The 26,768-nt window shown below is 69.6% G+C and carries 24 protein-coding genes; 10 read left to right on the top strand and 14 right to left on the bottom strand.

Annotation, left to right across the window (positions count from 1 at the left end; translation table 11 throughout):
• Positions 1 to 788 (bottom strand): heme o synthase (locus tag ON21_RS16080; protein ID WP_245562626.1); only part of this gene is annotated, 788 nt, incomplete at its 3' end.
• A 907-nt stretch (positions 789 to 1,695) separates the two neighbouring features.
• Here ON21_RS16080 and tkt point away from each other — a divergent pair.
• The 7 genes from tkt (at position 1,696) to ON21_RS16115 (ending at position 11,164) form a co-directional block, all read left to right on the top strand.
• Entirely contained in the window at positions 1,696 to 3,837 is a 2,142-nt protein-coding gene (gene tkt, locus ON21_RS16085) for a transketolase (RefSeq protein ID WP_039798836.1), read from the top strand.
• A gap of 6 nt (positions 3,838 to 3,843) precedes the next feature.
• Complete coding sequence (gene tal / locus ON21_RS16090) at positions 3,844 to 4,980, top strand: transaldolase (protein ID WP_039798838.1); 1,137 nt, start codon at positions 3,844 to 3,846, stop codon at positions 4,978 to 4,980.
• 3 nt (positions 4,981 to 4,983) lie between these two features.
• On the top strand, positions 4,984 to 6,558 hold the full coding sequence (gene zwf / locus ON21_RS16095) for a glucose-6-phosphate dehydrogenase (protein WP_039798840.1): 1,575 nt from the start codon (positions 4,984 to 4,986) through the stop codon (positions 6,556 to 6,558).
• Positions 6,555 to 7,463 carry a glucose-6-phosphate dehydrogenase assembly protein OpcA gene (opcA, locus tag ON21_RS16100; RefSeq protein ID WP_174372176.1) on the top strand — a complete coding sequence of 303 codons (909 nt, stop codon included), beginning with the start codon at positions 6,555 to 6,557 and terminating at the stop codon, positions 7,461 to 7,463. Before zwf ends, opcA begins: the two co-directional genes overlap by 4 nt.
• The gene (gene pgl, locus ON21_RS16105) at positions 7,456 to 8,211 is read left to right on the top strand and encodes a 6-phosphogluconolactonase (RefSeq protein ID WP_039798844.1); all 756 of its coding nucleotides are present in this window, start codon (positions 7,456 to 7,458) and stop codon (positions 8,209 to 8,211) included. The genes opcA and pgl overlap by 8 nt, the downstream gene beginning before the upstream one ends.
• 115 nt (positions 8,212 to 8,326) lie before the next feature.
• Positions 8,327 to 10,636, top strand: coding sequence for a thiamine pyrophosphate-dependent enzyme (locus tag ON21_RS16110; RefSeq protein WP_083880659.1), 2,310 nt, complete (start codon positions 8,327 to 8,329; stop codon positions 10,634 to 10,636).
• 48 nt (positions 10,637 to 10,684) lie between these two features.
• Positions 10,685 to 11,164 carry an SRPBCC family protein gene (locus ON21_RS16115; RefSeq protein WP_039798846.1) on the top strand — a complete coding sequence of 160 codons (480 nt, stop codon included), beginning with the start codon at positions 10,685 to 10,687 and terminating at the stop codon, positions 11,162 to 11,164.
• A gap of 9 nt (positions 11,165 to 11,173) precedes the next feature.
• Here the strand turns inward: ON21_RS16115 and ON21_RS16120 are convergent, their stop codons facing one another.
• Both ON21_RS16120 and ON21_RS16125 read right to left on the bottom strand, forming a co-directional pair.
• Positions 11,174 to 11,776 carry a DUF7691 family protein gene (locus ON21_RS16120; protein WP_039798849.1) on the bottom strand — a complete coding sequence of 201 codons (603 nt, stop codon included), beginning with the start codon at positions 11,774 to 11,776 and terminating at the stop codon, positions 11,174 to 11,176.
• A 61-nt stretch (positions 11,777 to 11,837) separates the two neighbouring features.
• On the bottom strand, positions 11,838 to 12,827 hold the full coding sequence (locus ON21_RS16125; RefSeq protein WP_039798851.1) for an alpha/beta fold hydrolase: 990 nt from the start codon (positions 12,825 to 12,827) through the stop codon (positions 11,838 to 11,840).
• Positions 12,828 to 12,881: 54 nt separating this feature from the next.
• On the opposite strand from ON21_RS16125, the gene ON21_RS16130 reads away from it, so the two are divergent.
• Positions 12,882 to 13,730 carry an SDR family NAD(P)-dependent oxidoreductase gene (locus ON21_RS16130; RefSeq protein WP_039798853.1) on the top strand — a complete coding sequence of 283 codons (849 nt, stop codon included), beginning with the start codon at positions 12,882 to 12,884 and terminating at the stop codon, positions 13,728 to 13,730.
• Between the two features lie 6 nt (positions 13,731 to 13,736).
• Here the strand turns inward: ON21_RS16130 and ON21_RS16135 are convergent, their stop codons facing one another.
• Positions 13,737 to 14,570: a LysR family transcriptional regulator gene (locus tag ON21_RS16135; RefSeq protein ID WP_039798854.1), complete on the bottom strand. Its 834-nt coding sequence runs from the start codon at positions 14,568 to 14,570 to the stop codon at positions 13,737 to 13,739.
• 69 nt (positions 14,571 to 14,639) lie between these two features.
• Between ON21_RS16135 and ON21_RS16140 the strand changes: the two genes are divergently transcribed.
• The gene (locus tag ON21_RS16140; protein WP_051020856.1) at positions 14,640 to 15,776 is read left to right on the top strand and encodes a YbfB/YjiJ family MFS transporter; all 1,137 of its coding nucleotides are present in this window, start codon (positions 14,640 to 14,642) and stop codon (positions 15,774 to 15,776) included.
• On the opposite strand, the gene secG is transcribed toward ON21_RS16140, so the two are convergent.
• From secG to ON21_RS16155, 3 genes are read right to left on the bottom strand one after another with little or no spacing between them, the layout of a single operon-like run.
• Positions 15,763 to 15,996 (bottom strand): preprotein translocase subunit SecG, encoded by a 234-nt coding sequence (secG, locus tag ON21_RS16145; protein ID WP_039798855.1) that lies wholly within the window; start codon positions 15,994 to 15,996, stop codon positions 15,763 to 15,765. The two genes, ON21_RS16140 and secG, sit on opposite strands and share 14 nt — an antisense overlap.
• A gap of 56 nt (positions 15,997 to 16,052) precedes the next feature.
• A complete protein-coding gene (locus tag ON21_RS16150) occupies positions 16,053 to 17,651 on the bottom strand; it encodes an MFS transporter (protein WP_039798857.1) in 1,599 nt (532 codons plus the stop codon).
• A 10-nt stretch (positions 17,652 to 17,661) separates the two neighbouring features.
• A complete protein-coding gene (locus tag ON21_RS16155) occupies positions 17,662 to 18,606 on the bottom strand; it encodes an EamA family transporter (RefSeq protein ID WP_039798859.1) in 945 nt (314 codons plus the stop codon).
• 285 nt (positions 18,607 to 18,891) lie between these two features.
• On the opposite strand from ON21_RS16155, the gene ON21_RS16160 reads away from it, so the two are divergent.
• Positions 18,892 to 19,674, top strand: coding sequence for an META domain-containing protein (locus ON21_RS16160; RefSeq protein WP_039798861.1), 783 nt, complete (start codon positions 18,892 to 18,894; stop codon positions 19,672 to 19,674).
• A gap of 9 nt (positions 19,675 to 19,683) precedes the next feature.
• Here the strand turns inward: ON21_RS16160 and ON21_RS16165 are convergent, their stop codons facing one another.
• From ON21_RS16165 to rapZ, 7 genes are all read right to left on the bottom strand, one after another.
• Positions 19,684 to 20,328: a DUF1579 family protein gene (locus ON21_RS16165; RefSeq protein WP_051020858.1), complete on the bottom strand. Its 645-nt coding sequence runs from the start codon at positions 20,326 to 20,328 to the stop codon at positions 19,684 to 19,686.
• A gap of 145 nt (positions 20,329 to 20,473) precedes the next feature.
• Positions 20,474 to 21,259 carry a triose-phosphate isomerase gene (gene tpiA, locus ON21_RS16170; RefSeq protein ID WP_039798862.1) on the bottom strand — a complete coding sequence of 262 codons (786 nt, stop codon included), beginning with the start codon at positions 21,257 to 21,259 and terminating at the stop codon, positions 20,474 to 20,476.
• A 2-nt stretch (positions 21,260 to 21,261) separates the two neighbouring features.
• The gene (locus ON21_RS16175; RefSeq protein WP_039798863.1) at positions 21,262 to 22,476 is read right to left on the bottom strand and encodes a phosphoglycerate kinase; all 1,215 of its coding nucleotides are present in this window, start codon (positions 22,474 to 22,476) and stop codon (positions 21,262 to 21,264) included.
• 5 nt (positions 22,477 to 22,481) lie between these two features.
• The gene (gene gap, locus ON21_RS16180) at positions 22,482 to 23,501 is read right to left on the bottom strand and encodes a type I glyceraldehyde-3-phosphate dehydrogenase (RefSeq protein ID WP_039798864.1); all 1,020 of its coding nucleotides are present in this window, start codon (positions 23,499 to 23,501) and stop codon (positions 22,482 to 22,484) included.
• Between the two features lie 199 nt (positions 23,502 to 23,700).
• Positions 23,701 to 24,684, bottom strand: coding sequence for a DNA-binding protein WhiA (whiA, locus tag ON21_RS16185; RefSeq protein ID WP_039798865.1), 984 nt, complete (start codon positions 24,682 to 24,684; stop codon positions 23,701 to 23,703).
• Positions 24,675 to 25,721 (bottom strand): gluconeogenesis factor YvcK family protein, encoded by a 1,047-nt coding sequence (locus tag ON21_RS16190; protein ID WP_039798866.1) that lies wholly within the window; start codon positions 25,719 to 25,721, stop codon positions 24,675 to 24,677. The genes whiA and ON21_RS16190 overlap by 10 nt, the downstream gene beginning before the upstream one ends.
• Positions 25,718 to 26,698, bottom strand: a complete 981-nt coding sequence (gene rapZ, locus ON21_RS16195) for an RNase adapter RapZ (RefSeq protein WP_039798867.1) — start codon at positions 26,696 to 26,698, stop codon at positions 25,718 to 25,720. Before rapZ ends, ON21_RS16190 begins: the two co-directional genes overlap by 4 nt.
• Between the last annotated feature and the right edge of the window lie 70 nt (positions 26,699 to 26,768).

The raw sequence follows: 26,768 nt of genomic DNA on the forward strand, positions 1-26,768 counted from the left end.
AGCGGCTTCACCGACTCGCCGCGCCGCACGCCCGCGTACAGCTGGTGCGCCATGAGCAGGAACCACGCTCCGGCCACCAGCGCCACGGCCGCGTAGATCACGCCGGTGGCGGGCACCAAGGCGAGCGTGGCGAGCACCGTCAGCCAGGTGTAGACGACGATCTGCTTGGTGACGGTCCGCTCGGTGGCGACCACCGGCAGCATCGGCACGCCCGCCGCGCGATAGTCCTCCTTGTAGCGCATGGCCAGCGCCCAGGTGTGCGGCGGCGTCCAGAAGAAGATGACGCCGAACAGCGCGATGGCGGGCCAGCCGATGCCGCCGGTCACCGCCGACCAGCCCACCAGCACGGGCATGCAGCCCGCCGCGCCGCCCCACACCACGTTCTGCGAGGTGCGTCGCTTGAGGCCGAGGGTGTAGACGAAGACGTAGAACAGGATCGTCGCGACGACGAGCAGGCCGCTGAGCAGGTTGGCCTGCCACCACAGCCAGGCGAACGAGCCGACGCCCAGCGCGACGCCGAACACGAAGGCGTTGCGGGTCGGCACCGCCTCCCGGGCCAGCGGCCGCTTGGCGGTGCGCTTCATGACCTTGTCGATATCGGCGTCCGCGACGCAGTTGAGGGTGTTCGCGCTCGCCGCGCCCATCCAGCCGCCGAACAGGGTCGCGAGGATCAGGCGGATGTCGACGGTGCCGCGGTCGGCCAGCAGCATGGTCGGGATGGTGGCGACGAGCAGCAGCTCGATGACCCTGGGCTTGGTCAGCGCGACATAGGCCAGCATCCGTCGCATCAGCCGGGACGGTAGGCCGGGACCCGTGAACCGGTCGGCCAGCGCCGTCGCGGAGGAGCCGTGCGCACCATCGCCACCCGGCTGTTGCCCAATCCGCACTGTCTCTCCTCGCACGCTGTGCATCGCATCCGGCATCGACCAGCAGTGCACTCGTCCCGGTGGTACGGGTGCGCCCGCGCCGGACTTCCGTCCGCCCCGGCGCCCCTTCCGACCGGTGCGGCGCGACTACTACTACAAAGGATGGTAGACCCCCGCCGCGCTCGCCCCTCCCGTCGCCCCCGCGCTACCGCACCGGAATGTGACGGGCCCTACGGCTCTTTTCACGCCGCCGCGGCAGCTTTCCCAGGAACATTCGACTCGTTCGCGCCATCCGCTCGCCCCTCCTCCTCGACGTCCACGACTCCCACGAGAGCCGTGGGCCGCTCGATACCGATCCGGTGCCATGAAAAATTTCGTCGACCCCGCCGAACCTGGCGAACCCACCGCGTGCACCGATCCGGGTTTCGTAGCAACTCTCCCGACCGCACCGGCGCATACCCAAAGCAGTCGCTTGCTCAGCAACGTCCCCCCGCACCGAAGGCGCGTCCTACGTGGGTGTTCGCGACCGGTCCGGCGTTCCGCGCGAGCGCGCCGCCAGCGCCGAAGACGCCCGCCCGACCCGCTTCGACACCCGACCTGCAAGGCCGCCAACACACCGCCGCCGCGGTCCCGGCCTGCGAAAAACCACCTGCGAACACGCAGCGCAATGGGCGCCGCGAAACCAACACAGGGTTAATGGTGTGCCGGTCAACGGGCACATCTAGGGTAGGTGGGTATACCCGGTTAGCACGCCGTAGCTGCCGCGCGATCATCGCCGTCAGAAACCCCACCCGCCGCCGACGAAACCAATGTCAGGAGAACCTCGGTCGTGTCGATCACAGACGACATCCGCGCCCTCACTCAGCCGAACCACCCGGACGACTGGACGGATCTGGACACCAAGGCTGTCGACACCATCCGGGTCCTGGCCGCCGAGGCGGTGCAGAACGCCGGCAACGGTCACCCCGGCACCGCGATGAGCCTGGCGCCGCTGGCGTACACGCTCTACCAGCGGACCATGCGCATCGACCCGAGCGATCCGAGCTGGGTCGGCCGGGACCGGTTCGTGCTGTCGGCCGGTCACTCCAGCCTGACCCAGTACATCCAGCTGTACCTGGCGGGTTACGGCCTGGAACTCGACGACCTGAAGAACCTGCGCAAGTGGGGTTCGCTCACCCCGGGCCACCCGGAATTCCGGCACACCGACGGCATCGAGATCACCACCGGCCCGCTCGGCCAGGGCCTGGCCTCGTCGGTCGGTATGGCGATGGCGGCGCGTCGCGAGCGCGGCCTGTTCGATCCCGCCGCCGCGCCGGGCACGAGCCCGTTCGACCACTTCATCTACGTCATCGCCTCCGACGGTGACCTCGAGGAAGGCGTCAGCTCCGAGGCGTCGTCGCTCGCGGGCACCCAGCAGCTGGGCAACCTCGTGGTGATCTACGACGACAACAAGATCTCCATCGAGGACGACACGACCATCGCGTTCACCGAGGACGTCGCCAAGCGCTACGAGGCCTACGGCTGGCACGTGCAGGTGGTCGAGGGCGGCGAGGACGTCGTCGCGATCGAGGCCGCGCTGGAAGCCGCCAAGGCCAAGACCGGCAAGCCCTCGATCATCGTGCTGCGCACCATCATCGGCTACCCCGCCCCCAGCAAGATGAACACCGGCACCGCCCACGGCGCGGCGCTGGGAGCCGACGAGGTGGCCGCCACCAAGAAGATCCTCGGCTTCGACCCGGACAAGAGCTTCGACGTGGACCCGGCCGTCATCGAGCACACCCGCAAGGCCATCGAGCGCGGCCGGAAGGCGCATGAGCAGTGGCAGCAGTCGTTCGACGCGTGGGCCGCAGCCAACCCGGAGAACAAGGCGCTGTTCGACCGCCTCTTCGCGCGGCGGCTGCCGGAGAACTGGACCGCGAATCTGCCCAGCTACGAACCGGATCCGAAGGGTATGGCCACCCGTAAGGCGTCCGGCAAGGTGCTCGCCGCGCTGGCGCCGGTGCTGCCGGAGCTGTGGGGCGGTTCGGCCGACCTGGCCGAATCCAACAACACCACCATGCCCGACCAGCGCAGCTTCGGGCCGGAGTCGATCTCCACCGGCATGTGGAAGGCCGATCCGTACGGCCGCACCCTGCACTTCGGTGTGCGCGAGCACGCCATGGGCGCGATCCTCAACGGCATCGCGCTGCACGGCCCGACCCGTCCCTACGGCGGCACGTTCCTGGTGTTCAGCGATTACATGCGCCCCTCGGTGCGCCTGGCCGCGCTGATGCGGGTGCCCGCGATCTACGTCTGGACCCACGACTCCATCGGTCTCGGCGAGGACGGCCCGACGCACCAGCCGATCGAGCACCTGGCCGCGCTGCGCGCCATCCCGGGCCTGAACGTGGTCCGTCCGGGTGACGCCAACGAGACCACCTACGCCTGGCGCACCATCCTGGAGCGCGACAGCAGCGAGCACAGCTCGCACTTCTCGGTGTCCGAGCCGCCGCACCAGGACGGCCCGTCCGGTCTGGCGCTGACCCGGCAGGATCTGCCGATTCTCGAGGGCACCAGCTACGAAGGCGTGAAGAAGGGCGGCTACATCCTGGCCGAGGCGTCCACGGGCACACCGCAAGTGATCCTGATCGCCACCGGCTCGGAGCTGCAGCTCGCCGTCGCCGCCCGCACTACGCTGGAGGAGCAGGGCATCGCCACCCGCGTGGTGTCGATGCCGTGCATGGAGTGGTTCGACGCGCAGGACAAGGCTTACCGGGACGAAGTGCTTCCGCCCGCGGTCGCCGCGCGCGTCGTCGTCGAAGCCGGTATCGCGATGCCGTGGCACCGGTTCGCCGGTGACGCGGGCGAGATCGTGTCGATCGAGCACTTCGGCGCCTCCGCCGACTACAAGACCCTGTTCCGCGAATTCGGTTTCACTCCGGAAGCCGTCGTTGCCGCCGCGCAGCGCACGCTCGAGAACGTGAAGGGATAAGCGCTCATGGCTCAGAACGAGAATCTCGCCGCCCTCTCGGCGGCGGGAGTGTCCGTATGGCTCGACGATCTGTCCAGGGACCGGATCCGCTCCGGCAACCTGCTCGAGCTGATCGAGACCCGGTCCGTCGTCGGGGTCACCACCAACCCGACGATCTTCCAGGGTGCGCTCAGCCAGGGTCACGCCTACGACGGCCAGCTGAAAGAGCTTGCCGCCCAAGGCGCCGACGCCGACGCCGCGATCCGCACCATCACCACCGATGACGTCCGCGCGGCCTGCGACGTGTTCGCTCCGGTCTTCGAGGCGACCGGCGGCGTGGACGGCCGGGTCTCCATCGAGGTCGACCCGCGCCTGGCGTTCGACGCCGACCGGACCATCGCGCAGGCGGTCGAACTGTGGAAGATCGTCGACCGCCCCAACCTGTTCATCAAGATCCCGGCCACCGAGGAGGGCCTGGCCGCGATCACCGCCGTGATCGCGGAGGGCATCAGCGTGAACGTCACGCTGATCTTCTCGGTGCAGCGCTACCGTGCGGTGATGGGCGCCTACCTGGAGGGCGTGAAGAAGGCCAAGATCGCCGGGCACGACCCCGCCAAGATCCACTCCGTCGCCTCCTTCTTCGTCTCCCGCGTGGACACCGAGATCGACAAGCGGTTGGAGGCGCTCGGCACCGAGGATGCGCTCGCGCTGCGCGGCAAGGCCGGCATCGCCAATGCCCGCTTGGCCTACGCCGAGTACCAGGACGTGTTCGACGGCGGCAAGCACACCTCCACGTTCCTGAACCTGGCCGCGTCGGGCGCGAACCGCCAGCGTCCGCTGTGGGCGTCGACCGGCGTGAAGAACCCGGAATACCCGGACACGATGTACGTCACCGAGTTGGTCGCCACCAACACCGTGAACACGCTGCCGGAGAAGACGCTCCAGGCGGTCGCCGATCACGGCGCGATCTCCGGCGACACGGTCAGCGGCAAGGCGCAGGAGGCCGAGGAGGTCTTCGATCGGCTCGCCGCGGTGGGTATCGACCTCGACGACGTGTTCGCGGTGCTCGAGCGCGAGGGCGTGGACAAGTTCGAGAAGTCCTGGGAGGAGCTGCTTTCCGCCACCGCCGACGAGCTGAAGTCGGCGTCGACCGGGAACGGCTGATCGATGGCCGGGACAGCGCCCGAGGATCGGCCCGACGCGGCCGAATGGCACAACCCGCTGCGGGACAAACGGGACAAACGGCTTCCGCGCATCGCCGGACCGTGCAGCATGGTCATCTTCGGCGTCACGGGTGACCTGTCTCGGAAGAAGCTGATGCCGGCCATCTACGACCTGGCGAACCGGGGGCTGCTGCCCCCGGCCTTCGGCCTGGTCGGCTTCGCGCGCCGCGACTACGCGGACGAGGACTTCGCGCGGGTGGTGCTGGAGGCGGTCAAGGCGCACGCGCGTACCCCCTTTCGCCAGGAGGTCTGGGATCAGCTTCTGGAGGGCATCCGGTTCGTCCAGGGCACCTTCGACGACGACGCGGCCTTCGATCGGCTCACCGACACCCTGACCACGCTGGACAAGGAGCGCGGCACCGGCGGCAATCACGCGTTCTATCTGTCGATTCCGCCGAACATGTTCCCGCTCGTGCTCGACAAGCTCTGCGCGCACGGTCTGGCCCAGACCACCGGGCCCGACGCCGCACGCAAGCCCTGGCGGCGGGTGGTGATCGAGAAGCCGTTCGGACACGATCTGAAGAGCGCGCAGGAACTCAACGCGCTGGTCAACGGGGTGTTCCCCGAGGAGCGGGTCTTCCGCATCGACCACTACCTGGGCAAGGAGACAGTGCAGAACATCCTCGCACTGCGCTTCGCCAACCAGCAGTACGAGCCGATCTGGAACGCCAACTTCGTCGACCACGTGCAGATCACCATGGCCGAGGACATCGGTCTCGGCGGACGCGCGGGCTACTACGACGGCATCGGGGCCGCGCGGGACGTGATCCAGAATCACCTGCTGCAACTGCTGGCCCTCACCGCCATGGAGGAGCCGATCAGCTTCGAGCCCAAGCAATTGCAGACCGAGAAGATCAAGGTGCTCTCGGCGACCAGGCTCATCGAACCGCTGGACGAGACCACCGCGCGCGGCCAGTACACCGAGGGCTGGCAGGGCAGCGAGCACGTGGTCGGGCTGTTGCAGGAAGAGGGCTTCGACCCGAACTCGAAGACCGAGACCTACGCCGCGATCCGACTGGAGATCGACACCCGCCGCTGGGCGGGTGTTCCCTTCTTCCTGCGCACCGGAAAGCGGCTCGGCCGCAGGGTCACCGAGATCGCGGTGATCTTCAAGCGGGCGCCGCACCTGCCGTTCGATCAGACCATGACCGAGGAACTCGGGCAGAACGCGCTGGTCATCCGGGTGCAGCCGGACGAGGGCATCACCACGCGTTTCGGCTCGAAGGTGCCTGGCTCCAGCATGGAGGTGCGCGACGTCAACATGGACTTCAGCTACGGCGAGGCGTTCACCGAGTCCTCCCCCGAGGCCTACGAACGCCTGATCCTCGACGTGCTGCTCGGGGAGCCGTCGTTGTTCCCGGTGAACGCGGAGGTCGAATTGTCCTGGCGCATCCTCGATCCGGTGCTCGACCACTGGGCAGGCGACGGTAGGCCGGAGCCGTACGAGGCGGGCACCTGGGGTCCGTCGTCCGCAGACGAGATGATCGCCCGCACCGGGCGGGAATGGCGGCGCCCGTGATCGTCGACATGCCCGACACCAAGACCAGCGAGGTCACCAAGCGCCTCGTGCAGTTGCGCGAGAGCAACGGCGTGATCACCATGGGCCGCGTGCTCACGCTGGTGGTATGCACGCTGGACAGCTCCGAGGCCGAGCACGCGATCGAGGCGGCGAACGAGGCCAGCCGTGAGCACCCGTGTCGGGTGGTGGTGCTCGCGCGCGGCGACCGGGAGGCCGCCACCCGGCTGGACGCGCAGATCCGGGTGGGCGGTGACGCGGGGGCGGCCGAGGTCATCGTGCTGCGGCTGCAAGGCGAGCTGGTCAGCCATGAGAGCAGCGTCGTCACTCCGTTCCTGCTGCCGGATACGCCGGTGGTGGCCTGGTGGCCGCGCGGCGCGCCGGAGTTCCCGTCCAAGGATTCGGTGGGCCGCCTTGCGGGCCGCCGCATCACCGACGCCACCTTCGCGGCCGATCCCCAGGCGACGATCAAGCGACGGCTGCAGTCGTATGCCAGCGGCGACACCGATCTGGCGTGGAGCCGGATCACGTACTGGCGGGCGCTGCTGGCGGCGGCCATGGACGAGCCGCCGTTCGAATCGGTGGACTCGGTGACGGTGTCCGGGCTGCGCGACGAGCCCGCCCTGGACATGCTGGCCGGTTGGCTGTCCGCTCGGCTGGGCTGCCCGGTATACCGGCGCACCGGCCCGCTGCGGGTGGAACTGCATCGTCCCACCGTCTCCATCGCGATCGAACGACCGCAGACCGGCCGCACCGCGACGCTGACCCGCACCGGCGAGCCGGTGCAGCGGATCGCGCTGGCGCGCAGGGAAACTCGTGACTGCCTCGCCGAAGACCTACGCAGGCTGGACGCCGACGAGATCTACGCGGAGGCGCTGGCCGGAATCGAGAAGGTGATCTATGAGTGAGCACACCGATTCACCGTTTCCCAGTGACACCGTCGAGGTACATCTCGACACCGAGTCGCTGTTGGCCGCCGCTGCGGCCCGCTTCGTCTCGATCGTCGTCGCCGCGCAGGCCGAGCGCGGGTCCGCGTCGGTGGTGCTGACCGGCGGCGGGACCGGCATCGCCTTGCTCGAACAGGTGCGCAAGTCGCCCGGCGGCATCGACTGGTCCAGAGTCGAGGTGTTCTGGGGTGACGAACGTTTCGTGCCCGCGAACGATCCCGAGCGCAACGACCTGCAAGCCAGGCAGGCGCTGCTCGACCATGTGCCGGTGGATCCGGCTCGGGTGCATCCGGTGGCCGTTTCCGACGGCGAGTACCCCGATCCCGTGGAAGCCGCCGCCGAGTACTCCGCGACGGTGCACGCCCACCTCGCCGAACACGGCGCGTTCGATCTGCACTTGCTCGGTATGGGCGGCGAGGGCCACGTGAATTCGCTGTTCCCGGATACCGACGCGGTGCGGGAAGCCCACGAACTCGTCGTCGCCGTGACGAATTCGCCGAAGCCGCCGCCGGTGCGGGTCACGTTGACCTTGCCCGCGGTCCGCCGCAGCAGGCACGTCGTGCTGGTGGTCAGCGGTGCCGGAAAGGCCGAAGCGGTCGCCGCGGCCATCGGCGGCGCGGATCCGGTGGACGTGCCCGCGGCCGGTGCGACCGGTACGGATTCCACCACCTGGTTGCTCGATCAGGAGGCCGCGTCCGCCTTGCGCTGAGCGGTCGCCGCCGTCACCGATCATCTCGTAAATTTGCCCGCCACCACACTAGTTTTTCGGAAGATCACCGTCGGATAATCCCGACGAACGGCGCAGTTTACGAGATGATCGGTCGGTGACCGATCAGGCAGTGGAGTTGGACGAGCGGTTTCGCACCGCCGTCGCCGCACTCGAACCGCGCCCCAGCCGTGCGGCGGATCAGCCGATCGCATCCGGCAGCGCGATCACCGGTGCGGCGTGCCTGGAGCTGTTCGAAGCACAAGCGACGAGCAGGCAGCTCGATCTCGCGGCACGCCGCCTCGGCCGCGCCCGGCGCGGTTACTACAGCATCGGATCGTCCGGTCACGAGGGCAATGCCGCCCTGGCGGCGGCCCTGCGGGTCACCGACCCCGCGCTGCTGCACTACCGTTCGGGGGCCTTCTTCGTGCACCGGGCCCGGCGCGTGCCGGGGCTCGACCCGATCCGAGACATCCTGCTCGGCGTGGTGGCCGCGGCGGCGGATCCGATCTCCGGCGGGCGGCACAAGGTGTTCGGCAGCGCCGCCGCCAACGTCATCCCGCAGACCTCGACCATCGCCTCACACCTTCCGCGCGCCGTCGGGTTGGCGTTCGCGATCGATCGCGCGGCCCGGTTGGGTGTGGCCGGTCCCTGGCCCGCCGACTCGGTGGTGGTGTGCAGTTTCGGCGACGCGTCGGCCAACCACTCCACCGCCACCGGGGCGATCAATGCCGCGATACACACCGCCCGCCAGGGGGTCGCGGTGCCGATCCTGTTCGTCTGCGAGGACAACGGCATCGGGATCAGCGTTCCCACGCCGCCGGATTGGATCCGGCAGGCGTACGGCAGCCGCCCGGGCCTGGCCTACTTCCACGCGGACGGATGCGCCGCCCTCGACGCGCTGACCACCGCGAACACCGCGGTGCGGTGGGTGCGGGAGCGCCGCGCGCCCGCCTTCCTGCGGCTGCGGACCGTGCGCCTGCTCGGTCACGCGGGATCCGACGTCGAAACCGCCTACCGTCGCCCGGCCGAGATCGCCGCCGACCTCGCCCGCGATCCGGTCCTGGCCACCGCACGGGTGCTGATCGAGTCCGGCGTGGCCACACCCGCCGACGTGCTCGGCCGCTATGCCGACATCGGCCGCCGCGTCGCCACGGCCGCCGAACTCGTCTCGGCGGAACCGAGACTCGCCTCGGCGGCGGCCGTGATCGCGCCGATCGCTCCCGCGCGCCCGGCGCTCGTGCGCGCCGACGCGCTGCGGACGGTCCCCATCCCGCGCGACGAGCGCGAACACGCCGACACCGGGAATGCCGTCGGTTCGCCGCACCGCCTCGACGGCACTGCGCGTACCGAGCCGATGACGCTGGCGCAGGCGATCAACGACACCCTCGCGAGCCTGCTGGCGCGCGACCGCGATGTCCTCGTCTTCGGCGAGGACGTCGGCCGCAAGGGCGGTGTGTACGGCGTGACGAAGGGTCTGCAGAAGACGTTCGGCGCCCGCCGGGTGTTCGACACCCTGCTGGACGAGCAGAGCGTCCTCGGCACGGCGCTGGGCTCGGCGTTGGCCGGCTTCGTGCCGATCCCGGAGATCCAGTACCTCGCCTACCTGCACAACGCCGCCGATCAGATCCGCGGCGAAGCCGCCACGCTGTCGTTCTTCTCCGACGGCCGCTACCGCAATCCGATGGTGGTGCGGATCGCCGGATACGCCTACCAGAAGGGCTTCGGCGGCCATTTCCACAACGACAACTCGGTGGCCGCGCTGCGTGACATCCCCGGTGTGGTGCTCGCCTCCCCGGCCCGGGCCGACGACGCCGCTGCGATGCTGCGCACGTGCGTGTCGGCGGCCCGCGTGGACGGCAGGGTGTGCCTGTATCTCGAGCCGATCGCGCTGTATCACACCCGCGACCTGCACCAGCCCGGCGACGACGCCTGGCTGGCGCATCCGTCTCCGGCCGAGCACGTCGAAATCGGACGCGCCCGCGTCTACGGCGACGGCGCAGACCTGACCCTGGTCGGCTTCGCCAACGGCGTGCCGATGAGCCTGCGCGCGGCGCGGCGCTTGGCCCGCCACGGAGTTCACGCGCGCGTACTCGACCTGCGCTGGCTCGCTCCCCTGCCGGTGGCGGATCTGCTGCGCCATGCGCGCGCGACCGGACGGGTGCTCGTCGCGGACGAGACCCGCCGCAGCGGTGGCGTGTCCGAGGCGGTGTGCGCCGCGCTGGTCGACGCCGGTTTCACCGGTCGCCTCGGGCGCGTCACCAGCGAGGACAGCTTCGTGCCGCTGGGTCCGGCCGCCGCGACGGTGCTACTCGACGAGGACCGGATCGAAGCCGCGGCCCTCCGCCTGGTGAGCGAGGCGACCGGCGCACCGCCGCGGCGCGCCGAGGCACGGTATTCCCCGGAATTCGATTCGGCCGGGGAATAGTGGAAATACAGTGACCACGACGGTGACCAGCAGCGGAAAGGACTCGCGATGACCACGGTGTCCATGCTCGGCGAGGTACGACCGGAGCACGAGCACACGGCAGACGGCGATCTCGTGCTCTTGCACTACCTGCGGTCGTTCCACAAGCCTGTGCTGGACGTGTGGTCGGCGGCCACCGAGCGGGGCCAGCTCGCCCGCTGGCTCGGCGCCGTCTCCGGCGGCAACGGCAATCTGACCATCGACCTGTTCGACGGTCCCGTCTCCGGCCCGGTCGCGGTGCGGGTCGACCACTGCCAGGCGCCGCACGAACTGGTCGTGCACATCGACGGCTGCCTGCTCGAAGTCCGGATGGCCCAGGTCGGCGTGGTCACCACCGTGGAACTGACCCGCCGCCACGTCTGCCCCGCCGACGCGGGCGCGATCGGCCCGCGCTGGCAGTACCTGCTCGACCGCCTCACCGCCTACCTCGACTACCAGCCGCTGCCGCGGTGGGCGGACTACCCGAAACTGGCCGGGGAATACCGCTAGGCCCGCGGCTCAGTAGAAGAACCCGGCGATACCCCAGCCGGGGCGAGCCTGCGCCTCCCGGATCCACTCGACGCAGGACTCGATGGCGGCGAGCACTTCGTGGTCGACCTCCTCGCGCTGCGGCGGCGTGGTCGACTCCCACTGCACGAGCGCTTCCGCGCACTGCTCCGGTGTCCATTCGCCGTAGCCGGGCAACTCGTCGGGCTGCGGCAGCGACGACGGCAGCGAGTGGTACATGAACGCGCGGACGCTCACCGCTTTGATGCCGAGCGTGGCCAGGCCGTCGTCGATGTGGTCCAGCCAGCGGCCGCGGAACGCCGAGAAGTAGCGGTTGTCCACGAACCGGCCGTAGAACTGGCAGATCGTCTGGTAGGCGTAGCCGTATTGGAAACCGTAGGCCGGGTCGAACGGGCCGCCCTCGATGACGGCGCGCACGGCCTCGTAGCGGGTGGGCGCGCCGGCCGCGATCTCGTCGGCGAACCAGTCGTCGTCGTGGGTGAGCTGGGCTTTGAATCGGCCGCCGATCATCCGCCGGAGCTTGTCGTCCTTGCAGCCGATGGCGCCCTTGATCCGGTCCAGCTCGACGACGTAGATGCTCAGGCTATAACTCATTCACCGAACATTAGCGGTGCCCACCGACACCGAACGCCGCTGAGCCCGAATACCTTTCGGCTCAGGCCGGAAGCCCGGCCGGATGCGCGGCCAGATGGGCGAGATGATCGGTGAGCAACGCGTTCACCTGCTCGGTCCGCTCCAACTGGACGAGGTGTCCGGCGCCGCCGATCTCGGTCACCGCGCGCAGGTCGGCGACGTGCCGACGCATGGTCGCCAACGGATCGCGGCCGCTGAAACCTTCCATGTCGGGATCCCGGTCGCCGTACAGGAAATACGTGGGCACAGTGACTTTCGCGTCCGCGAAGTCGGCGGTGAGCTCCCAGTTGCGATCCAGGTTGCGGTACCAGTTCAGTCCGCCGGTGAACCCCGTGTGTTCGAAATCCCTTGTCAGCACGTCCAACTCTTCCGCGCCGAGCCACCGCCACGGCAGCGCGGGCGCCTCCGGCAGCACGTCGAGGTAACCGGTGCCCTCGGCCGGGAAACGCCAGGTGTCCAGGTAGTGATAGTCGGCGCTCAGCGCGTGGTACACGCGGGCGAGGAATTCCCTGGGACGCGCACCGAGTTCCTCGTCCGCCACGCCGGGGGTCTGGAAGTAGTGCAGGTGCAGGAAGTGCCGAGCCGCCGCCTTGGCCCACAGCTGCGACGGAGCACGCGGCGGACGTGGGGCGAACGGGTTGTTCAGGACGATGACGCCACGCACCCGCTCCGGCGCGCGCAACGCCAGTTCCCACACCAGCGCCGCGCCGAAATCCAAGCCGACGAACACCGCCTGTTCGGCGCCGATGTCGTCGAGCAGAGCGAGCAGATCACCGCAGACCGCGCGATTGGTGTACGCCCGCGGATCGGCCGGGACATCGGTCTGTCCGTAACCGCGCAGATCCGGCGCGATGGCGCGGTACCCGGCCGCCGCGACCGCGGCAAGCTGGCGGTGCCAGATGTACCAGGTGTGCGGGAAGCCGTGGCAGAAGACCACCGGCTGCCCCGTTCCCTGCTCGGCGACGTGCATACGGACCTCGCCGGTCGTCACGAACCGGTGCGTCAGCTCCACTCGGGCCTCCAAAGCCTAGAACACGTTATCGTTTCACGGTAATGTTCCGGTTTCGTGAGCGGAATACCCGAAAGGCTCGAAGGCAAGGTAGCGGTGGTCACCGGCGCCAGCCGCGGCATCGGCAAGGGCATCGCGCTGGAGCTGGGCGCCGCGGGCGCCACGGTGTTCGTCACCGGCCGCTCGACGGCGCAGGGACGGCTACCCGGCACCGTACACGCCACGGCCGCGGAGATCGATGCCGCGGGCGGGATCGGGATACCGTTCGTGTGCGATCACCGCGACGACGACGCGGTGGAGCGGCTGTTCGAGCTGATCCGCACCGAGCACGGCAGGCTGGACGTGCTGGTGAACAACGTCTACAACTCCCCCGCCGCGGCCCGCTGGCTGGGCAAGCCGTTCTGGGAGGTCCCGCCGACGGCATGGGACGAGTCGTTCGACGTGGGCGTCCGGTCTCATTACGTGGCAAGCTATTTCGCCGCGCCGCTGTTGCTCGAGTCCGGCGGGCTGGTCGTCAACATCTCGTCGCCGGGCGCGCGCCGGTACATGCACAACGCGGTCTACGGCGTGGCGAAGACCGCCGTGGACCGGCTCACCGCCGACCTGGCGCACAATCTCGCGGGCACCGAGGTCACCGTGGTCTCGCTCTGGCCGGGCATCGTGGACACCGAACTGCTGCAATCGATTCCGGCCGACGCCGACGGCAGGCGGCTGGTCACGCTGCCCGGCGAGGGCACCTTCGACCTCGGCGACGCGCAGACGCCGCGCTTCACCGGCCGCGCCGTCGTCGCACTCGCCACCGACCCGGGGCGGCGCTCCCGCACCGGATTGCCCTGGCCGGTAGCGGATCTCGCCGAGTACTACGGGTTCACCGACATCGACGGGCGCGTTCATCGCCTCGACTGACTCCGATCAGAGCACACCGAGGAAGCGCTGCACCGAGCGTGGCGGGATCGGCCGGGAGCGCCACGCCACGTACACGTGCGACGGTGGCGCGTCGAGAATGTCCAGATAGACCACGCCGGGATGCGGCGCCCTGGTACGCGCCAGATCGGGAACCACCCCGATCCCGCGATCGGCCGCCACCAACTCGATCCATTCGTCGAAATTGGTGCAGCTGATGACGGGTCGGGTCGGGTCGACCGGCCGCCACGACGCCGCGTCGGTGGTGCCGGAAACGGTGTTGACCACCAGCGGCCGATCGGCCAGTTCCGACCATGACACGCGCGTCGCGCTCGCCAGCGGCGAGTGGGTGGCCACCGCGAGCACCCGCCGTTCGGTGGCGATGATCCGCGACGCCAGGTGACGCGGTAGCCGGGTCTCCTTGCGGTAGATCGCGATGTCGACCGTCCGCTCGCCGAGCGCGGCGAGCGGATCGTCCACGCGCCGCGGGGTGATCCGGCCACCCTGTTCCTCGTACCGACGACGGGTCGCGGCGAACCACGCGTCCGGCAGCAACCACGAGAATCCGACTTCCAGCGTGGCGCGCGAGCGCAGTTCCGCGGCGACCCCGTCGACATCGGCCAGGATGCGGCGGGTGTGGGCCAGCAATTCGGCGCCCTCGGAGGTGAGCGCGAACCGCCGCGACGTCCGCTCCACCAACCGGCAGTCGACCAGACGCTCCAGCTGCTGGATCGTCCTGGTCAGCGCGGGTTGGCTCAGGTGCAGCCTGCTCGCGGCACGGGTGTAGTTCGCCTCCTCGCACAATGCGAGGTAGGCCCGTAGGTGCCGCAGCTCCATATCCATGCGTCGAGCGTATACATCGTGCGTGGAAAGCATTTCCGGAGCGCTGCCCGGCACTCGTACGGTCGAACCGTGACCACTGTCGCCCTCGCCGCACCCCAGCGCCGCGGCCTCGCTCCCGCCGTGGCCGCGGCATCCGGCCTGGCCGCCGCGATGGGGGTCGGACGCTTCGTCTACACCCCCTTGCTGCCGCTCATGGTCGACGCGCACCGCATCACCGCGTACGACGGCGCCCTGATCGCGACCGCGAACTACGCCGGCTATCTGCTCGGCGCGCTGCTGCTCACCTGGCGTCCGGCGCTGCACGATCGCAGGGTCTTCCTGGCGTCGGCGGGACTGCTGATCGCGAGCGAGGCGTTGATGGCCGTGCCGGGGCCGATCCTGTTTCCCGCCGTCCTGCGCCTGGTCGCGGGCATCGCCAGCGCGGTGATCTTCGTCGCCTGCGCGAGTTTCGCGAGCCGTCCCGGCAGCGGCGGGCAGTCGGCGGGAATCGTCTTCGGTGGCATCGGGTTCGGCATCGCGTCGACCGGCTTGCTGGTGCTGGCGTTGCGACCGGTGCTGTCCTGGCAGCTGCTGTGGCTGGTCTCCGCGGCGCTCACCGCCGCCCTCTTGATTCCTGTGTGGCGTCTCGATATCCGCGCTGGGCACCGCGTCCCACGCGGCGCGGCGCGCGTCTCACGCTCCTGGCGTGCCCTGCTCGCCGCCTACTTCCTCGAAGGCCTCGGATACATCGTGATCGGAACCTTCTCGGTGGCGGCGGTGAGCGCGGAGCGCGGGCCGGTGACCGGCTCCGCGATGTGGATCGTCGTCGGCGCGGCGGCCGCGGTCTCGACCGTGCTGTGGGCGGCGGCCGCCCGGTGCTGGTCTCCGGCGGCGCTGCTGCCCGTCGCGTTGGGTGCGCAATGCGTCTCGGCGATGCTCCCGGCCGTGTCCGGTGCGCTCTGGGCCGCGGTGACGGCGGCGACGCTGTTCGGCGGGACGTTCGTCGGCATCGTCATGCTCGCGATGCGGGTCGGCGCCGAGTTGACCGATAGCGCCGCGGCGGCGCCGCTGACCGCCGGTTACGGCGCGGGACAGATCCTCGGCCCCGTGGTGGTGGCCCCGGTGCTCGGGACGAGTTACTCCGCCGCGTTCGTGATCGCCGCGGTGGTGCTCGGCGCGGCGGCGCTCACGGCGGGCGCGGTGACCGCCGGGATCAGGCGAACTTGATCTCCAGGCCGATGCCGAGGATGGCGATCAGCCAGATGACGCCGGTGAAGATGGTGACGCGATCGAGGTTCTTCTCCACGACGGTGGACCCGGACAGGCTGGACTGCACGCCGCCACCGAACAGGCTGGACAGACCTCCACCCTTGGCGCGGTGCAGCAGCACCAGCAGCACCAGCAGCACACTGGTGATGATCAGGAGGATATCCAGGAACATCCGCATGCCGGACAGTGTATGCGGTCGGTGCGACGGCACCGAATCAGGCACTCGGCCGGACCCTAGCGCCGATCGACCGCGACCAGATGGGTGACCTGTTCCGCTTCGTCGGCGCGGAACTTCGCGACGGCCTCTTCCCGTAGCTGATCCTGGGCGGTGAGCCGGACCTGATGCTGGTGCATGTGCTCGGCCCAGGACCGCACGACGAACGCCTCGACATAGCGGTCGATCACCCCGACGTCGCGATACAGGCGCCATTCCATCGCACCGGTGCGCTGCCGGGACCGCCCGACGAAGGCCATCGCGGCGAGGAACTCCTCGACGCACTCCTCCGAGACGTCGTAGTTGCGCAGGATCAGCACCGGACCGTCGTCCGGATCGGGTTCGACCACCAGCTCGGGTTCCGGCCAGAACGCCGACGGGGTGAGATCGAGCAGCTCGGGATCGTTGCGGATGGGCAGCCACACCGTGCTCACCGCGCAGAACGCCAACAGCGCGGCGGCCCACAGCAGCGCGGGCACCGAGCCGATCGCGTCGGCGACCAAGCCCCAGACCAGCGAGCCGATCGCCTGTCCGCCCATGAAGACCAGCAGGTACACCGACAGTCCTCGGGCACGCACCCAGGACGGCAGCAGCAACTGCATGGTCGAATTCATGGTGGACATCGCCAGCAGCCAGGCCAGGCCTGCGAACACCAGCAGGAGAAGCACCACCGGGACGACGCGCAGCAGCGCGGTGCCCGCCGACGCCAGTCCGAACAGGGTCGCGGCGGTGGTCAACCGCTGGGTGGGGGTCAGCCACGCGCGCAACCGCGACAGCGCCGCGGCTCCGAGCACCGCGCCGATGCCCAGCGCGCCGAGCATCAGACCGTACCCCGACGAGGACAGTCCGAGCCGATCCCGTGCGATCACCGGCAGCAGCGCCCACACCGCGCTGGCGGGTGCGATGAACAGGATCGAGCGCAGCAGCACCCGGCGGATGGCGGGCGCCGCGCGGATGAACCGGGTGCCCGCCTGCAAGGCCGCCAGCGGACGCTCGGTGGGCAGGCGCCGATCGGTCGCCGGGCGACGCCAGACCGTCAGCACCGCGACGATCCCGACGAACGACACCGCGTTCAGCGCGAACACCAGCGTCGGCCCGGACAGCGACACCAGCACCCCGGCCAGCGCCGGGCCCACCGCCCTTCCGATGTTGATGTTCATGCTGCCCAGCGCCGACGCCGCCGGGATCTGCTCGCGCGGAACGAGTTCCGGCTGGATCGCCTGCCACGCCGGCGCGGTCAGCGCCTGACCGCAGCCGAGCAGGAACAACAAGGTGAGCAGGACCGCGGGCGTGGTGTGCCCGGTCGCGGTCGAGACCGCGAGAACCATGGCCAGCACCGCCATCGTGGACTGCGCGCCGAGCAGCAACCTGCGCCGATCCAGCAGGTCGGCGATCACTCCGGACGGAATGGACAGCAGCATCACCGGAAGCGTGATCGCCGTCTGCACGAACGACACCAGCGCCGCCGCGTTCGGCTGATCGACCATGATCCATTGCGCGCCGACGGTCTGCATCCAGGTGCCCAGGTTCGACACCAGTTGTGCCACCCAGAGGGCTCGATAGACCGGCGAACGCAGCGGCGCCCAGGTGGAAATCGGGATCGTCGCGGCAGTGGTCACTCGGCGAAGCTTAGTCGCGGGACGAACACCGCCCGGACGCCACATCCGATGCCTGCGCCGCCGGTCGCGCCTGGGTCGCCGCGAGCAGCACCGCCGCGATGAGCAAGGCGGCGCCAGCCAGCCCCGCCGCGGTGAGGCGTTCACCGAGGACGATCGCCGCCAGCACCGCCCCGGTGAGCGGTTCGAGCAGGGCGAGCACCGCGGCGATTCCGGGACCGGCCGCCGTGAGCCCGCGGAAGTACAGGGTGTAGGCGACCGCGGTCGGCGCCAGCCCCAGCAGGAGAACCAGCGCGAGACTGCCGGGCGTCGGGTCGAACGCCACGCCGCTCGCGGCCGCGAGCGGAGCCAGCAGCAGAGCGCCTCCGGTGAAACCGAGGCCGGTGGTGGTCATCGCGTCGAGCCCTGGTACCGGCACCGCGTTGATCACGGTGACCGTCGCGAACGCCGCCGCGGCCGTCGAGGCGAGCACCGCACCCGCCAGTAGCCCGCCGGTACTCGTGCGGCCGGTCGGCACGCCGACCAGCAGAGCCAGTCCGCAGAGGGCGATGCCGATGGTCGCCGCCCGGCGCCGGTCCACCGCACGCCTTCCGGTGCAGTGCTCCAGCACGGCGACGACCACCGGCGACATGCCGATCGTGAGCAATGTGGCAAGGCTCACCGACGAGATCGTCACGGCGCCGAAATAGGCCGCCTGGAAGATCGCCGCGAGCACGGCCACCGCGCCGATCCGTTGCCAGGCCAATGGATCTCGCGGCCACGGCCGCCGCGTGCCCACGAGCAGGACCACCAGCAGCAGCCCGCCGATGGCCAGGCGGCAGGTGGCGACCGCGACGGGCGGGAGCCCGGTGGCCCGGTGCAGCAGTGTGCCGAGCAGACCGCCGGTGCCCCAGAGGATTCCGGCGCCGACGAGGTGGGCCAGCCCGGAACGGCCGGCCGAGGAGACAGATGAGGACATGAAAGATCGCGCTCCTGCGACGAGAGGGAGGGGGTCGCGGAAGCGAGGTGCGCAGCGATGCCGAAAAGGCGCGCTCACCGTCGGCGGCGCGCCGGATACCTACACCTCGCTCAGGAGGCGGGCGGCGGGGTGATGGGGAAGCATCGGTGCACGGCAACAGATACTAGTACGAGGCGCGGCGAGTCATCCCATGAGTTCCGTTTCCGCCTCGGTACGCTGCCGTCGCCGGGCCGCCGCGACGGGCGAAATCCGGGCGAGACGGCGCATCCTCGGTAGCATCGCCGCATGGTGGCACACTTGGCGCGGCTGGGGCCCGTCGTCCTGCTCGCCCTCTGCGCGATCACCGGGTGCTCGAGTGGCGAACCGAAGCGCGGCGCCGATGAACCGACCCCGGCGGGCCGCACCTTCATCTCGACCGAAGTCCAGGGCACTCCGATCCCCGGAGGCGGACCGCTCACGCTGGGCTTCACCGACAGCCGCATCTCCGCGGACGCGGGGTGCAACAAGTTCACCGGCGCGGTCTCCTTCGACGACCACGTCCTGCACGTCTCCGGGCTGGCCACCACCCTCATGGCCTGCGAGGACGATCGGCGCGGCGCCGACGAGTGGCTCAGCGGGCTGTTGAATTCCGAGCCGAGCTGGCGGCTCGACGACGCGCAGCTCGTGCTGCACAGCCCCGACCGCACCGTGACCTTGCTCGACAAGAAGATCGCCCGCCCGGACAAACCGGTCAAGGTCACGCCGTGGCTGGTCACGGCGCTCATCACGGACAACAGCCAGATCCGCTCACGCGCGCTCGACGAGGCGCAGCCCACGCTCGTCATCGCCGAGGACAACGGCGTCTCCGGTAACGCCGGATGCAACCGCATGACCGGCAGCGCCGAGGTGTCCGGCACCCGGATCACCTTCCGGATCGCCACCACGAAGATGATGTGCTCCCCGGAGGTGATGGAAGTCGAACAGGCCGTCCTGAAAACCCTGGACGGCAAAACCGCCGCCACGGTGGACGCCGACACGCTGACCCTGCGCAACGACAACGGCGCGGGCCTGGTCCTGCACGCGCAGTGAGCGCGCCCGCTACTTCTTCCGCGTGAGCACCACGCGATCGGCCACCCGTTCCGCCTCGCCGGGCGGCGCGAAGTAGATCTCCATGACCACCCGATCGGCCGACTCCGGCCGGATCACCGTGCGCATCGGGATGGTCTTACCCACGAACTGCGGGCCCAGGACACCCGGATCGGTGAATTCCCCGGCCATGACGATATCGGGATCGCCGCCACTGTTCTTCGCACCCTTGTAACTCATCGTCATCGGCGTGACGCTGTCGACGGTCGTCCATTCGTAGCGGTTGTCCGTCGGTGCGAATCCGAGCAGACCGAGCCGGTAGTACGGCTTGTCGCCGAAGGCTCCCTCCGCTTCCTCCCGCAGGAAATTGCCGCCGGTCTCGGCGATCCATCCCCACCGCGAGACGATCTCGCTCCTGATCGGATTCTCCGCCGTGCCACCCGCGATGTAGGTCGATTTCTCGCCCTTCCACTCCCCCACGAGCTGGTTCAGCCTGCGGTGCCCGGCGTCCTGCTGCTGCGGCTGCACCGCCGTCGCTGTGGCCGACGTCGCGTCGTGGTGGGTGTGCTCGTCAGCCGAGGTGTCCCCGGAACAACCGGAGAGGGTGGCCAGCGCGACGAGCGCGATCGGGAGTGCGGCGTACAGCTTGCGTGGCATCACGGAAGTCCTTGTCCGACTGAGAAATCGAGCCGCGTCATCATCGCACGGCCGGATCGCGTCCGTGGTTCACCGCTGGGAAACGCGCGACAGCCCGGTATCGCTGGAGGAGCGACACCGGGCTGTCATATGTAGTGCCCGTGTGTCAGGGCAGCGGGCCGCCCGCGGCTATGGCGGAGAGGGTGGCGAATTCGTCACCCTTGAGCGAAGCGCCGCCGACCAGCGCGCCGTCGATGTCGCTCTGCGCGACCAGTTCTCCGACGTTCTTGGCGTTCACCGACCCGCCGTAGAGCACGCGGACGCCCGCGGCGATCTCCGGCGAAGCGAGCTTCTCCAGTTCCCCGCGGATCGCGCCGCAGACCTCTTGCGCGTCGGCGGGGGTGGCGACCTTGCCGGTGCCGATCGCCCACACCGGCTCGTAGGCGATGACGATCTTCGAGATCTCCTCCGCCGTAAGGCCTTTCAGCGATCCGCGCAGTTGTTCGAGGTTGTACTCGACGTGCGTGCCCGCCTCGCGGATGTTCAAGCCCTCGCCGATGCACACGATCGGGGTGATCCCGTGCTTCAGCGCCTGCTTGGCCTTGGCCAGCACGGTCGCGTCGTCCTCGTTGTGGTACTGCCGCCGCTCGGAGTGCCCGACCACGGCGAAGGTGCACCCCAGCTTGGCGAGCATGCTCGCGCTGATCTCGCCGGTGTAGGCGCCCGACTCATGCACCGAGACGTCCTGGCCGCCGTAGGTCAGCAGGAGCTTGTCCCCTTCGACCAGCGTCTGCACGCTGCGGATGTCGGTGAACGGCGGGATCACCGCCACGTCCACCTTGTCGAAGTACTTCTCCGGCAGCGCGAACGCGATCTTCTGCACCAGGGCGATGGCCTCGAGGTGATTGAGGTTCATCTTCCAGTTGCCCGCGATGAGCGGTTTGCGTGCCATGCTCAGTCCTCCAACACCGCGATGCCGGGCAGCTGCTTGCCCTCCAGGTACTCCAGCGACGCGCCGCCGCCGGTGGAGATGTGCGAGAAGCCGTCCTCCGGCAGGCCGAGCGCCCGCACGGCCGCGGCCGAGTCGCCGCCGCCGACCACGGTGAACGCGCCCTTGCCGGTAGCCGTCACGATCGCTTCGGCCACCCCGCGGGTGCCCGCCGCGAACTTCTCGAACTCGAACACGCCCATCGGCCCGTTCCAGAACACGGTCTGCGCCTCGGTGAGCAGCGCCGAGAAGCGGCCCACCGAATCCGGGCCGATGTCCAGGCCCAGCCAGCCGTCCGGGATCTCATGCGCGGGCACCACCTTCGACTCCGCGTCGGCGGCGAACTTGTCGGCCACCACGATGTCGCGCGGCAGGTGGATGACGTCGGCGTACTGCTCGAGCAGCCGCTTGCAGGTGTCGACCATCTCCTCCTGCAGCAGCGAGGCGCCCACCGAAAGGCCCTGTGCGGCAAGGAAGGTGAAGCACATGCCGCCGCCGATCACCAGCGTGTCGACCTTCGGAGCGAGCGCTTCGATGACCGCGAGCTTGTCGGAGACCTTGGATCCGCCGAGCACGACCGCGTACGGCCGGTCCGGGTTCTCCGTCAGCTTGGCCAGCACCTCGACCTCGGCCGCGACCAGCTTGCCCGCGTAGTGCGGCAGCGACTGCGCGACGTCGTACACCGACGCCTGCTTGCGGTGGACCACACCGAACCCGTCGGAGACGAACGCGCCGTCGTCGCCGACCAGCTCGACCAGCGCCGCGGCCAGCTTGGCCCGATCGGCGTCGTCCTTGCTGGTCTCGCGCGGGTCGAAGCGGATGTTCTCCAGCAGCAGCACGTCGCCGTCGGTGAGGCCCTCGGACCGCGCCAGCGCGTCCTGGCCCACCACGTCACCGGCGAGCTGCACGTTGCGGCCCAGCTCCTCGGCGAGCCTGGCGGCCACCGGCGCCAGCGACAGCTTCGGATCCGGCCCGCCCTTCGGCCTGCCGAGGTGCGCGGTCACGACGACCTTGGCGCCCGCCTCGGCGAGCGCCTTGATGGTCGGCGCCGAGGCGATGATGCGGCCGGGGTCGGTGATCTGTCCCTGGTCGTCGAGGGGCACGTTCAGGTCGGAGCGCACCAGCACGCCCCGGCCCTCGACCCCCTCGCCGAGCAGGTCCGCGAGTGTCTTGACAGCCATGCGCGTCAGAGCGACTTGCCGACGAGGCCGATGAGATCGGCGAGACGGTTGGAGTAGCCCCACTCGTTGTCGTACCAGGAGACGACCTTGACCTGGTCGTCGATCACCTTGGTCAGCGGCGCGTCGTAGATCGACGAGGCCGGGTCGGTGACGATGTCGCTGGAGACGATCGGGTCGGTGTTGTACTTCAGGATGCCCTTCAGCGGTCCCTCGGCGGCGGCCTTGTAGGCGGCGTTGATCTCGTCGATGGAGGCCGACTTGCGCAGGGTGGCCGTGAGGTCGGTGACCGAGCCCGTGGGGACCGGCACGCGCAGCGCGTAGCCGTCCAGCTTGCCCTGCAGTTCGGGCAGCACCAGGCCGATGGCCTTGGCGGCGCCGGTGCCGGTGGGCACGATGTTCAGCGCGGCGGCGCGGGCGCGGCGCAGGTCGCTGTGCGGGCCGTCCTGCAGGTTCTGGTCCTGGGTGTAGGCGTGGATGGTGGTCATCAGGCCGCGCTCGATGCCGAACTCGTCGTTGAGCACCTTGGCCAGCGGGCCGAGGCAGTTGGTGGTGCACGAGGCGTTGGAGATGATGTTCTGGCTGCCGTCGTACTTGTCGTCGTTGACGCCCATGACGATGGTGATGTCCTCGCCCTTGGCCGGGGCGGAGATGACGACCTTCTTGGCGCCCGCGGCCAGGTGTCCCTTGGCCTTGGTGGCGTCGGTGAAGATGCCGGTGGACTCGACGACCACGTCGACGCCGAGGTCGCCCCAGGGCAGCGCGGCGGGGCCCTCCTTGATGGCCAGCGCCTTGATCCGCTGGTCGCCCACCACGATGGTGTCGTCGCCGTCGAGCGAGACGTCCTGGGGCAGCCTGCCCAGGATCGAGTCGTACTTGAGCAGGGTCGCGAGGGTCGCGTTGTCGGTGAGGTCGTTGACCGCGACGATCTCGATGTCGGTGGTGCCGAGCGCCTTCTGCGCCTCCACCGCCCGGAAGAAGTTACGTCCGATACGACCGAAGCCGTTGATGCCTACCCGGACAGTCACGTTATCGCTCCTCAACTTTCCAGCGGATCATTCCGATGTCCATTCACACTAACGTCCTGCCGTGACCTCTCCGACACGCACCTGGCTTTCGTGAGGACGCGATGCCTGGTCAGACGCCCGACCAACACGGGTACGGCCGCCGGAAAAACGCCGCGATCCCCGCGACGGAGGCGTCGCGGGGATCGCGCAGAGCGTGAACTCAGGCTTCGTCGAGCAGTTCGGCCGTGACGGCCGATTCGGTGTCCGGCACGCCCAGTTCCTTGGCGCGCCGGTCGGCCATCGACAGCAGCCGCCGGATGCGGCCGGCGACAGCGTCTTTCGTCATCGGCGGGTCGGCGAGCTGGCCGAGTTCCTCCAGCGACGCCTGCCGGTGCTGCACCCGCAGCTTGCCCGCGGCGGCGAGATGATCGGGCACATCGTCGCCGAGGATCTCCAGCGCGCGTTCCACCCGCGCCGCCGCGGCGACCGCGGCCCGCGCCGAGCGGCGCAGATTGGCGTCGTCGAAGTTGGCCAGCCGATTCGCGGTCGCGCGCACCTCGCGGCGCAGCCTGCGTTCCTCCCACACCATCCGGGTGCCGTGTGCGCCCATCCTGGTCAGCAGCGCGCCGATCGCCTCACCGTCGCGCACCACCACGCGATCGGTGCCGCGCACCTCCCGCGCCTTTGCCGTGATGCCGAGCCGCCGGGCCGCGCCGACCAGCGCCAGCGCCGCCTCGGGGCCGGGGCAGCTGACCTCGAGCGCCGAGGAACGTCCGGGTTCGGTGAGCGAGCCGTGCGCGAGAAACGCGCCGCGCCAGGCGGCTTCGGCGTCGGCGATGCTGCCGCCGACCACCTGCGCAGGCAGGCCGCGCACCGGACGGCCGCGGACGTCGAGCAGACCGGTCTGTCTGGCCAGCGCCTCGCCCTCCTTCGAGACCCGCACCACGTACCGGGAAGTCTTGCGCAGTCCACCCGCGCCGAGCACGTGCACGTCGGAGCCGTAGCCGTAGAGCTCGAAGATCTCCCGGCGCAGCCTGCGCGCGATGGACCCCATGTCCACCTCGGCCTCGACGATCACCCGGCCGCCGACGATGTGCAGGCCGCCCGCGAAACGCAGCAGAGCGGACAGTTCCGCCTTGCGGGAACTCACCTGCGACACCGTGAGCCTGCTCAGCTCGTCTTTCACATCGGCTGTCATCGCCACGGGACGCGCTCCTTTCCACCCAACCCGGAACGCACATCCTGACCCATGTGCCGTCCCTCGACTCGAAGCCCTGCCATTTGCGGCCGAGGTTGCCGGATCAGTTGATCCAGTGCGGCGGCAAGCTTTCCGGGGTGATGCCGGGCCGTTCCCGCTTCGGCGACATCGGAGAAGGTTACTCGCGCCCGCAACTGTTCGGCAGCCCTGGCCACATGTTCCCGCTCGCGGCCCTCCGGCACGGAGCCGGAATCGACCAGCACCTCATCGACGACGAATTCCGGTGCGTGCTGGGACAATACATGCAAATGCCGCTCCGCGGAGAACCCGGCGGTCTCCCCCGGCTCCGCGGCGAGATTGAGCACGAGGACTTTGCGAGCCCTGGTGTACACCAGGGCTTCCCGTAGCTCGGGGACGAGGACGTGCGGAATCACGCTGGTGAACCACGATCCCGGGCCGAGCACCACGACATCGGCGTGTTCGATCGCCGAGGTCGCCTCCGGACTGGCCGGTGGGTCGGACGGAATCAGCCGCACCCGCCGCACCTTACCCGGCGTCGTGGCGATGGCAACCTGACCGCGAATGCAGCGACTCACCCGCGGATCGGCCTCCAGCCCGGACACATCCGCCTCGATGTCCAGCGCGATCGGCGACATGGGGAGCACCCGGCCGGTGATGCGCAACATGCGGGCGACTTCGTCGAGCGCGGCCACCGGGTCGCCGAGCACCTCGGTGAGCCCGGCCAGGATCAGGTTGCCGACGGAGTGCCCGGCCAGCGCGCCGGTACCGCCGAACCGATGCTGCACGGTCCGCGTCCAGACGCCGTCGGCGTCCGCGGCCAAGGCGGCCAGAGCCATCCGGAGATCGCCGGGCGGCAGCACCCCCAGCTCGGCGCGTAGCCGCCCCGAGGAGCCGCCGTCGTCGGCGACGGTGACCACCGCGCAGATCTTCCTGGTCAGCCGCCGCACCGCGGTCAGTGTCGCGTACAGGCCGTGGCCGCCACCCAGCGCGACGATGCTGGGATTCGATTCCCAACCGGTCATTCTCGCCCCAGATCTCGATGCACGACCCGGACCACGTCGGCGGACTCCTCCGCCCCGCCGGTGACCTCGCTCATCAACTCGCCCAGTGCCTCGGCAATCGCGACGCTCCGGTGCTTGCCTCCGGTGCAGCCCACTGCGACCGTCATGTATCGCTTCCCCTCTTGGCGGTAACCGTTCGTGGTCAGCTCGACCAGGTGGTGGCAGGTGCGCAGATAATCCTCCGCACCGGGACGCGACAGCACGTACTCGCTGACCACCGTCTCCTGACCGGTATGTTCCCGCAACTCCGGTATCCAATGCGGATTGGGTAGAAAACGGACATCCAACACCATGTCCGCGTCCAGCGGAACCCCGTACTTGAAGCCGAACGACTGCACGGTGAGCTGCAACGTGGTGGGCGCACCGCCGCCGTAGGCCTCCTCCATCTTGCGGTGCAGCTGATGGATGGACAGCTCGGTGGTGTCGATCACCAGGTCGGCGGCGGCCTTCACGGCGGACAGCCGCACTCGCTCGGCGGCGATGCCCGCCGACAGCGTGCCGTCCTTACTCTCGCTCTGCAGCGGATGCCTGCGTCGCGCGAAACCGAAACGGCGGATCAGCACGTCATCGGACGCCTCGAGGAACAGGACCCTGGTGCGCACGCCGAGCGCTCGCAGTTGCTCGGTGACCACCGACAGATCCCCGGTGAAGAACCGGCTGCGCACGTCCATGACCAGCGCGAGGCGGCGGATCGGCGGCTTCGCGGAAGCGCCCAGCTCCACCATCCGGCCGAACAGCTCGGGCGGCAGGTTGTCGGCCACGTACCAGCCGAGGTCCTCGAGCACGCGGGCGGCGGTGCCGCGGCCCGCGCCCGAGAGCCCGGTCACGATCACGACCTCGACCTGCGGGTTCGCCCCGCCGACGGCGCTGGACGATGCCGCTCGTCCCGCGCTCGTCGGCGGGTTGCCCGCACTGCTGTTCGATTCGACGCGTGTCATGTCCTACCGGATCCGTCTCTGGGTGCCTTCCGATCATCGCGCACCGGTATCGGTATCGGCCGCAGACACA

It is taken from the genome of Nocardia araoensis NBRC 100135 (assembly GCF_000308435.1).
Taxonomy (GTDB): domain Bacteria; phylum Actinomycetota; class Actinomycetes; order Mycobacteriales; family Mycobacteriaceae; genus Nocardia; species Nocardia araoensis.

Excerpts from the sequence above, each read along its gene's own strand:
- ON21_RS16165 (WP_051020858.1), bottom strand. The coding sequence starts at position 20,328 with ATGCCACGCAAGCTGTACGCCGCACTCCCGATCGCGCTCGTCGCGCTG.
- pgl (WP_039798844.1), top strand. The coding sequence starts at position 7,456 with ATGAGTGAGCACACCGATTCACCGTTTCCCAGTGACACCGTCGAGGTA.
- ON21_RS16175 (WP_039798863.1), bottom strand. The coding sequence starts at position 22,476 with ATGGCTGTCAAGACACTCGCGGACCTGCTCGGCGAGGGGGTCGAGGGC.
- ON21_RS16115 (WP_039798846.1), top strand. The coding sequence starts at position 10,685 with ATGACCACGGTGTCCATGCTCGGCGAGGTACGACCGGAGCACGAGCAC.
- rapZ (WP_039798867.1), bottom strand. The coding sequence starts at position 26,698 with ATGACACGCGTCGAATCGAACAGCAGTGCGGGCAACCCGCCGACGAGC.
- tal (WP_039798838.1), top strand. The coding sequence starts at position 3,844 with ATGGCTCAGAACGAGAATCTCGCCGCCCTCTCGGCGGCGGGAGTGTCC.
- ON21_RS16135 (WP_039798854.1), bottom strand. The coding sequence starts at position 14,570 with ATGGATATGGAGCTGCGGCACCTACGGGCCTACCTCGCATTGTGCGAG.
- tpiA (WP_039798862.1), bottom strand. The coding sequence starts at position 21,259 with ATGGCACGCAAACCGCTCATCGCGGGCAACTGGAAGATGAACCTCAAT.
- ON21_RS16155 (WP_039798859.1), bottom strand. The coding sequence starts at position 18,606 with ATGTCCTCATCTGTCTCCTCGGCCGGCCGTTCCGGGCTGGCCCACCTC.
- secG (WP_039798855.1), bottom strand. The coding sequence starts at position 15,996 with ATGCGGATGTTCCTGGATATCCTCCTGATCATCACCAGTGTGCTGCTG.
- ON21_RS16160 (WP_039798861.1), top strand. The coding sequence starts at position 18,892 with ATGGTGGCACACTTGGCGCGGCTGGGGCCCGTCGTCCTGCTCGCCCTC.
- ON21_RS16120 (WP_039798849.1), bottom strand. The coding sequence starts at position 11,776 with ATGAGTTATAGCCTGAGCATCTACGTCGTCGAGCTGGACCGGATCAAG.
- zwf (WP_039798840.1), top strand. The coding sequence starts at position 4,984 with ATGGCCGGGACAGCGCCCGAGGATCGGCCCGACGCGGCCGAATGGCAC.
- ON21_RS16190 (WP_039798866.1), bottom strand. The coding sequence starts at position 25,721 with ATGACCGGTTGGGAATCGAATCCCAGCATCGTCGCGCTGGGTGGCGGC.